Source organism: Streptococcus suis, assembly GCF_046032515.1.
Lineage (GTDB): Bacteria > Bacillota > Bacilli > Lactobacillales > Streptococcaceae > Streptococcus > Streptococcus suis_AL.
In genome coordinates, this window is sequence record NZ_JARQPJ010000028.1 from 21,296 (window position 1) to 29,752 (window position 8,457).

Here is an 8,457-nt window from a genome sequence, read left to right on the forward strand (position 1 = left end):
ATTTCTAGGAGATTATATGAAAAAGATATGCCATCCGTTTGAGCTTTAGCTCTTACGGATGACGATACTGAATGTAATTCAGTAAAAGTTTTGCTATTTCTAGCTTGAGGATAGTATAAACCAATTTTCTTAAAGAATACTAAAGGAGAAAAAATAATGTCAAAAGAATTATCACCAAAATACAATCCAGCCGAGGTTGAGGCTGGTCGCTACCAAACTTGGTTGGACCAAGATGTCTTTAAGCCGTCAGGCGATGCGGAGGCGAAGCCTTATTCTATCGTCATTCCGCCGCCAAACGTAACTGGTAAGTTGCACTTGGGACACGCTTGGGATACCACCCTTCAAGACATCATTATCCGCCAAAAACGCATGCAGGGCTTTGATACCCTCTGGCTTCCAGGTATGGACCACGCGGGGATTGCCACTCAGGCTAAGGTTGAGGAACGCTTGCGTGAGCAAGGCGTGACCCGTTATGACTTGGGTCGTGAAAAATTCCTCGACAAAGTCTGGGAATGGAAGGATGAGTACGCAGCGACCATTCGTGAGCAATGGGGCAAGTTGGGGCTGTCTTTGGACTACCAACGTGACCGCTTCACGCTGGATGAAGGCTTGTCGAAAGCTGTTCGCAAGGTCTTTGTAGAACTCTATAAAAAAGGCTGGATCTACCGTGGCGAATTTATCATCAACTGGGACCCCGCAGCTCGCACAGCCCTTTCTGATATTGAAGTTATTCACAAGGATGTAGAAGGTGCCTTCTACCACATGAATTACATGTTGGAAGATGGTTCTCGTTCCCTTCAAGTTGCGACAACTCGTCCTGAAACCATGTTCGGTGACGTTGCGGTGGCGGTTAACCCAGAAGACCCACGTTACAAGGACTTGATTGGCAAAAACGTAATCCTGCCAATCGTTAACAAGCCAATCCCAATCGTTGCGGATGAGCACGCAGATCCAGAATTTGGTACAGGGGTTGTGAAAATTACACCTGCCCATGATCCAAATGACTTCCTCGTAGGTCAACGCCATAATCTGCCACAAGTCAATGTTATGAACGACGACGGTACCATGAACGAGTTGGCAGGTGAATTTGCAGGTATGGACCGCTTTGAAGCTCGTAAGGCAACCGTTGCGAAGTTGCAAGAACTGGGTGCCCTTGTGGAAATCGAAAACCGTGTGCATTCCGTTGGACACTCTGAGCGTACAGGTGTGGTAGTCGAGCCACGCTTGTCAACTCAATGGTTTGTTAAAATGGACCAATTGGCTAAAAATGCCATTGCCAACCAAGATACAGCTGACAAGGTAGAATTTTACCCACCACGTTTCAATGATACTTTCCTACAATGGATGGAAAATGTACACGACTGGGTTATCTCTCGTCAGCTTTGGTGGGGTCATCAGATTCCAGCATGGTATAACGAATCTGGCGAAATGTACGTCGGAGAAGAGGCACCAACTGGTGACGGTTGGGTACAGGATGAGGATGTCCTAGATACCTGGTTCAGCTCTGCCCTTTGGCCATTCTCAACCATGGGTTGGCCAGACGAAGATGCGGCAGATTTTAAGCGCTACTTCCCAACTTCGACCTTGGTAACGGGCTACGACATCATCTTCTTCTGGGTGTCGCGGATGATTTTCCAATCGCTTGAGTTCACAGACCGTCAGCCATTCAAGAACGTGCTGATCCACGGTTTGATCCGTGACGAAGAAGGTCGCAAGATGTCCAAGTCGCTCGGCAACGGGATTGACCCAATGGATGTCATCGAGAAATACGGTGCGGACGCTTTGCGTTGGTTCCTGTCAAACGGCTCTGCCCCTGGTCAAGATGTTCGTTTCTCTTATGAGAAGATGGACGCGTCTTGGAACTTTATCAACAAGATTTGGAATATTTCCCGCTACATTCTCATGAACAATGAAGGTTTGACCTTGGATGCGGCGCGTGAAAATGTCGCCAAGGTTGCAGCTGGCGAGGCTGGGAACGTGACGGACCGCTGGATTCTCCACAACCTCAACGAAACCATTGCCAAGGTCACTGAAAACTTCGACAAGTTCGAGTTTGGTGTGGCTGGTCACATCCTCTACAACTTCATCTGGGAAGAGTTCGCCAACTGGTATGTTGAGTTGACCAAGGAAGTGCTTTACAGTGCTGACGAGGCTGAGAAAGTCATGACTCGCTCTGTCCTTCTCTACACGCTGGACCAAATCCTTCGCCTCCTCCACCCAATCATGCCGTTTGTGACGGAAGAGATCTTCGCCCAGTACGCAGAGGGCTCTATCGTGGTGGCAGCTTACCCTGTTGTCAACCCAGCCTTTGAAAATGCGGAAGCCCACAAGGGAGTGGAAAACCTTAAGGACTTGATTCGTTCGGTGCGAAATAGCAGAGCAGAAGTCAATGTTGCTCCATCTAAGCCGATTACCATTTTGATTAAGACGTCAGATAGCGAGCTTGAAACCTTCTTCAAGGCAAACGAAAACTACATCCGACGCTTTACCAATCCAGAACAGTTGGAAATCAGCTCAAGCATCGTTGCACCAGAATTAGCCATGTCAGCCGTTATCACCGGTGCTGAAATCTTCTTGCCACTCGCCGACCTCCTCAACGTCGAAGAAGAGTTGGCTCGTCTAGACAAAGAACTCGCCAAATGGCAAAAAGAACTAGACATGGTCGGCAAAAAACTCAGCAACGAGCGCTTCATCGCCAACGCCAAACCAGAAGTCGTTGAAAAAGAAAAAGAAAAACAAGCTGACTACCAAGCTAAGTATGATGCGACAGTAGCACGGATTGAAGAGATGAAGAAGTTGGTGGGGTAGTTCACACTCTAGTAACGGGAAATATAGAATCAATTATATTTCTTTATAATTTTAAAATTAAATGGTGAACGTATGATTAATAAAATTGAAAATCTTGATTTAAAGCAAAGAGTTCAGATAATATGTTTGTATTTTTCTAAATTAGAAAGCAAAGATCTCCGTAGAAGCAAAATCATTAGTAGATATCGTGAATTAGAAGTTTTATCTGGTATTAAAGCAAACACTATTAGGCAATGGACGGATTCCTTTGATCCTTATTTCGATAATGGTAGAAAAGGTTATTACCAGAGAGATTTAGAACATTCAAATAAAAGCCTTTGGAATGTGTATAAAAAGTACGGGCAATATTCTGTTTGTGAACTCCAAGAAATTGTTACAGAAGTATACGAAACTTTAGATAAAAATTCCTATTCTTTCAATATAGGTGGCGATGACGTATATCTTTACAGTATTAAAACTAAGAAGGAGGAAACTTCGACCTCACTATACAGTCTTGAAGATTCTCCAGAGATTGTTAATTTTACTCTAAGGATTGATAATTTAAACAGGTATAATCCTAGAACATCAAAAAATCAACAATTGAAAGTAGGGGACCTATTATTCTTATCTTTGGGAGGAGATAACGAGAAATGGAAGAGATGGGAAAATGGTTTGACTGCAGTTGGTAAAGTAGAGGCTATATATACAAAAGACTTTATAAAGGACTATGAAATAGAGACGAAAGTATTATTAAAATTACCAATTGAAATAACACCATCGGATCTCTATTATTATCCAGATACTTCAAATGAATTTAATATTGGACCTAGTTTAAAGGGCACGCCTAATCAAGCTATAAATCGTGTTTCTACTAAGGGTGCTTTATCTATTTTTAGTGCAATTTGTGATATTTTTCCAGAATATAAAAATAGTATTAGGAGATTGATTGGAGATGAAAATTTTCTTCAGCTTGACAAAGTTCCTAAGCTGAGAACTACTGGTGAATATGAGGAAGAGACTCGTCGGACTAATTTAGAGTTAGATTTTGAAGGTAGCGATGATTTAATTGATAAAGTTAATTTACTAAGCGATGAAAATTATAGAGAAAATAGTCAAGATTTAGAATTGGCTTTACATATGGATAGAAGCGACGAAGGGTTTAAAGCTGAAAAAAAGGAGCTAATGTCGCTTCCAGCAAACGAGCTAAAGCGAAAACTGTCGGTTACGCAACGTGAATTAAGTATCTCAGATATCAAGAAATTTTATGATCGCTTTAGTGGTTATGAAGCAGAGTATTTATATATAAACAAAGATAGTGAAGGTATAAATTATTCTAATTTAGGAGATGCGTTGATTTTAGAACCTGATTTTCAACGTGAGTATGTTTGGAAAAAAGATAAGAAGCAACAGTTGATTGATAGCCTTCTACTGGGAATTCCTATCCCGACATTTTATTTTTCAATAGATAAAAACGGTAATTTATTAGTAGTCGATGGCAAGCAAAGAATCAATTCTATACTGGAATTTTTGGATGGGCAATTGTCGTTACCGCCAACCTATAGATTCCTATGTCTAGATAAAGAAACAACTGGTGAAGTTTATTTTAGTGATTTAGAGTCGAGGATAAAAAGGAAGTTAGAAGATTATCCTTTGACTTGTTATTTAGTGGATTCATCAGTTATTCCTAGATTCCAAAATGAAATTTTTATGCGAGTAAATCGAGGTGGAGAGCGACTAACAATTCAAGAAATTCGAAATGCTTCAAATGTTGGTAAAGTAACATCATTATTGAATAAAATTTCGAAAAATAAAGAATTGCAAATTGTACCAATTAAAAGAAAAAAAGATCAGTACTTGGTATTGAGATTCTTTGCTTATTATCTAATTCAAAATAGCAAAGTATTTAATAGTATCTATAATTTTGAGGCTGAATATAATGGAATTGATAATTTGTTAGACAAAGTTATGAAATATATAAATATTATTAATGACTCTGAAGTAAGTGATTTATATTCCTTGTATGACAAATACTTAAGAATTTCCAAACAAATGTTTGGATTGAAATCTTATAAAGATTTTAGTAGGATTGATTCAAATTCAGTAAATATGGTTATTTTCGAAAGTTGGATGTTGCTCATTTCGAATTTTAGCATTACAGTTATTGAAGATAAATTGGAATTGTTTTTTAATAAATACATAGAATTTGTAAGTGATTCGAAATTCGTTGATAATATATTGTACCGTAGAGATAGCAAAGAAAAGGTTTTATGGAGGTTTAATTATATTAAAAAAAATGTCGATGATTTGAAACATAAATTAGGTATGTAGGAGATAAGTATGAAAATTAAAAGCATCGTTTTAGAAAATTACAAATCTTATGCCTTGAAAACAACTGTTAATTTTTCAAATTTGAATATAATTACTGGAACAAACTCTAGTGGTAAGTCATCCATGATTGAAACACTATTAATTTTAGGGCAATTAAATGAATTTAATGTGTTGAATGGTCGTTTGAAAAAATTAGGAGGATACGACAATTTAATTAATAATCAACTGTCTGGTTACCCAAATATTCGGTTGAATTATAGTTTTGATGATACAGAAGAACAAGGGTATGAAGTTGTTATTAGTAAACAAGAAATTAATAAACCTCAAATTACAACTATACCCAAAGTAGTTTATCTATCTGCTGAGAGAATAGGTATTTTAAATAGTTATAATAAAAACAGAGATATTGACTACTTTAGCCCAAAAGGGGAAGAATTATTATCTTTATTGTATGAAAAATCAAAATCAAGTGATTTTTTTACAAACAATAATACTCTATTCAATCAAGATAATAAAATTAGAGAAGTTTTTGATAGATTACCTGTCGAAGAGAATGACAGTACTAAGCAACTAATTCTGGAGTCTCAAAACACGAGTTATATTTATAATGGACATAAGAATGCCGAATTACTGAGTATTGTTAATTTCTGGCTAGAAGAATTTACTGGATATACTGTAGAGATAGAAGAAATTAGTACTCAGTTGTTAAATATAAAGTATAGGAAAGGTGATAAATTTTACGAGCCACAACATATTGGAACAGGAGTCACATTTATCCTGTTTCAACTTGTTGCACTATTAGCTTCACCAGAAGAAACGATAGTAATTATTGAAAATCCAGAAATTCATCTGCATCCGAGTCTACAATCTAATTTGATGTATTTTTATCAGTGGATTTCTGAAAGCGGACGGCAGATCTTTATCGAGACCCATAGTGATCATATTTTTAATGTTTCAAAAATAATAAAAGCTGATAAGATGAGAAGTGATTGTACAATCTTATTTTCTCAATTAACACAAAAACAAGATATAGAATTGGGGGAAGTTTTATCAACTGAGGTTTTTGAAATAGAAATTGATGATCGAGGAGATCTTGTCAATTATCCAGATGGACTATTCGATCAATACTCAGTGGATAGTGCAAAATTTTATCATCTTATATTTAGTAGGGGTGACTAAATGGTGAGAAGTGAATCAGGTGCTCCTACCACAGGTGCTCATTTTAAAGCTATGTGTAAGCAAATTAAGTTATTGGTTGTTGTACATATTACCCTCCCAACAAAAGATGAGATTGCTGTTTTTTTGGATTATTTAGATATTTTAACGAATCCTAATAATAACAAAGATAGTAGACCTGTAAAATGTGTATTTATGTTTGATGGGAATCCAGCTGAAGTATTAAAGTGTTACTATGGATTGGATAAAAATATAGATAGCAAGATTACATCCTTAATTTCGTATATAGGTAGATATACAAAAAGTCCATATGAACCGAGTGTAATAAGCAGTCAAGAACTTATAGATGAAGGAGAAATATTTAGTAGGATATTGTGTCGTAATGAAAATAATCCGATAATGGAATTTAATTTTACTGAAATTTCAACACTTGAGCGTAATGTTACAGTAATAGATAATTACTTAAATACTTATAGAAAAAATTACTTGACGGATGGGTATGGGAGACGTTGTGATGAATTATACCAAGCACTTCTATCTCACCCTAAATTTAGAATAGATCCTCCGGATCAACAAGTTTCAAATCCTTCAGGAAAAATGAACTACTGTCATTTTTTCATTAATAAGGATTATGCATTTTATTTGGTTGATTATTTCTTTGATTTACCAAATGATGTAAATATTAGATGGAAGCATTGGAAAAAAGGCCAGGGAACGCCTCCTATGTTTAATGTTACTACTGAAATAAAGAAATTATTAGAAGTTAGCGATTTTGTAATTCCTCCAAATATTTCATGAATATCATCTTGACAATATATTTTTAGAAAGCAGGTGCTTACATGACAAATTCTGTAAGTTCACGCCAGCAGGGGAAGTTTGCTATTGCAGCGTTCTTCTCAGGTGTTGGTGGAATTGAGTTGGGCTTTGAGCAGACCAACGAGTTCAGAGTGGTGTATGCCAACGAGTTTGATAAGTATGCCAGACAGACTTATCAGTTGAATTACCCAGATACTTATCTGGACGGACGTGATATTCACGCAGTATTACCAGAGGAAATTCCTTCGGAAACAGTCGATGTGATTGTCGGAGGATTTCCTTGTCAGGCCTTTAGTATTGCGGGCTATCGCAAGGGGTTTGAAGATGACCGAGGTGACCTTTTCTTTGAGTTGCTTCGGATGATAGAAGCTAAAAAACCCAAGGCGATTTTTGTCGAGAATGTGAAAAATATGGTTTCTCATGACCACGGCAATACCTTCAAGGTTATCCGTGAAGCCTTGACCGAGAACAACTACTTTATCAAGTGGAAGGTCTTGAACGGCAAGGACTACGGGAACATCCCGCAGAACCGCGAGCGGATTTACATTGTTGGCTTTGATAACAAGGAAGCCTACGATAAATTTGAGTTTCCAGAGGAAATCAAGCTGACCACTGGGCTTCAAGATGTTATTGATTTTGGGGCAAAACCAGAGGAGAATTATTATTATCGTCAAGGGAAACAGCCCTTCTTTGACCAGTTGAAAGAGGCTGTTACCAGTCAAGATACGGTTTACCAGTGGAGACGTCAGTACGTAAGGGAAAATAAAAACGGTGTCGTTCCAACCCTGACAGCTAACATGGGAACAGGTGGGCATAACATCCCCCTCATCTTGACAGACACTGGAGAAATTCGCAAGCTGACGCCCAAAGAAACCTTTAACGTTCAAGGCTATCCAAAGACCTTCAAAATTCCAGAAGGTGTGTCCAACGGTCAACTATACAAACAGGCTGGCAACAGCGTTGTTGTACCAGTTATCAAGCGGATTGCGGATAAGATTGCCGAAGCGTTGAAAACGTCCTCCGGACCATCACAGTTGGAACGAACCGGAAACGTCGCTATCATCTATACCAAGATGAATGGTCAGTTTGAAGGACAATCTTATGTGAAAGACTTTGTTTCTAGTGAAGCTGAGGCAAGAGAATTGATTGTGCGTTATGGAGATAATCTACCAATTTTAAGAACTGAGGATTATTTTAAGTTGTTTAAGAAAAAAGGGAATTTAGAGTTTTATAGCTTGGCTTAGCGAATATACTAAAGAAGAGTAAGAAAAGTTGGCTCTTTGTCAACTGTAGTGGGTAGATGAAAAGCTAACACCTAGAGAGGACGAACTTCGTTCTCTCTTTCTTTAT

The 8,457-nt window shown here is 38.0% G+C and carries 5 protein-coding genes; all 5 read left to right on the forward strand.

Going from position 1 to position 8,457, the window contains the following annotated elements; all coding sequences use genetic code 11:
• Nucleotides 1-156: 156 nt before the first annotated feature.
• The 5 genes from P7J49_RS10535 (at nt 157) to P7J49_RS10555 (ending at nt 8,351) form a co-directional block, all read left to right on the forward strand.
• Nucleotides 157-2,808, forward strand: a complete 2,652-nt coding sequence (locus P7J49_RS10535) for a valine--tRNA ligase (protein ID WP_408570641.1) — start codon at nt 157-159, stop codon at nt 2,806-2,808.
• 72 nt (nt 2,809-2,880) lie between these two features.
• Complete coding sequence (locus P7J49_RS10540; RefSeq protein ID WP_408570642.1) at nt 2,881-5,115, forward strand: DUF262 domain-containing protein; 2,235 nt, start codon at nt 2,881-2,883, stop codon at nt 5,113-5,115.
• A gap of 9 nt (nt 5,116-5,124) precedes the next feature.
• Nucleotides 5,125-6,294, forward strand: coding sequence for an AAA family ATPase (locus tag P7J49_RS10545; RefSeq protein ID WP_408570643.1), 1,170 nt, complete (start codon nt 5,125-5,127; stop codon nt 6,292-6,294).
• A complete protein-coding gene (locus tag P7J49_RS10550; protein ID WP_408570644.1) occupies nt 6,295-7,089 on the forward strand; it encodes a hypothetical protein in 795 nt (264 codons plus the stop codon).
• Nucleotides 7,090-7,130: 41 nt separating this feature from the next.
• Nucleotides 7,131-8,351, forward strand: a complete 1,221-nt coding sequence (locus P7J49_RS10555; RefSeq protein WP_408570645.1) for a DNA cytosine methyltransferase — start codon at nt 7,131-7,133, stop codon at nt 8,349-8,351.
• The last annotated feature ends 106 nt before the right edge of the window (nt 8,352-8,457 follow it).

What these genes read in the sequence shown, in the direction of transcription:
- P7J49_RS10535 (WP_408570641.1), top strand. Translation starts at nt 157, where the DNA reads ATGTCAAAAGAATTATCACCAAAATACAATCCAGCCGAGGTTGAGGCT.
- P7J49_RS10540 (WP_408570642.1), top strand. Translation starts at nt 2,881, where the DNA reads ATGATTAATAAAATTGAAAATCTTGATTTAAAGCAAAGAGTTCAGATA.
- P7J49_RS10545 (WP_408570643.1), top strand. Translation starts at nt 5,125, where the DNA reads ATGAAAATTAAAAGCATCGTTTTAGAAAATTACAAATCTTATGCCTTG.
- P7J49_RS10550 (WP_408570644.1), top strand. Translation starts at nt 6,295, where the DNA reads ATGGTGAGAAGTGAATCAGGTGCTCCTACCACAGGTGCTCATTTTAAA.
- P7J49_RS10555 (WP_408570645.1), top strand. Translation starts at nt 7,131, where the DNA reads ATGACAAATTCTGTAAGTTCACGCCAGCAGGGGAAGTTTGCTATTGCA.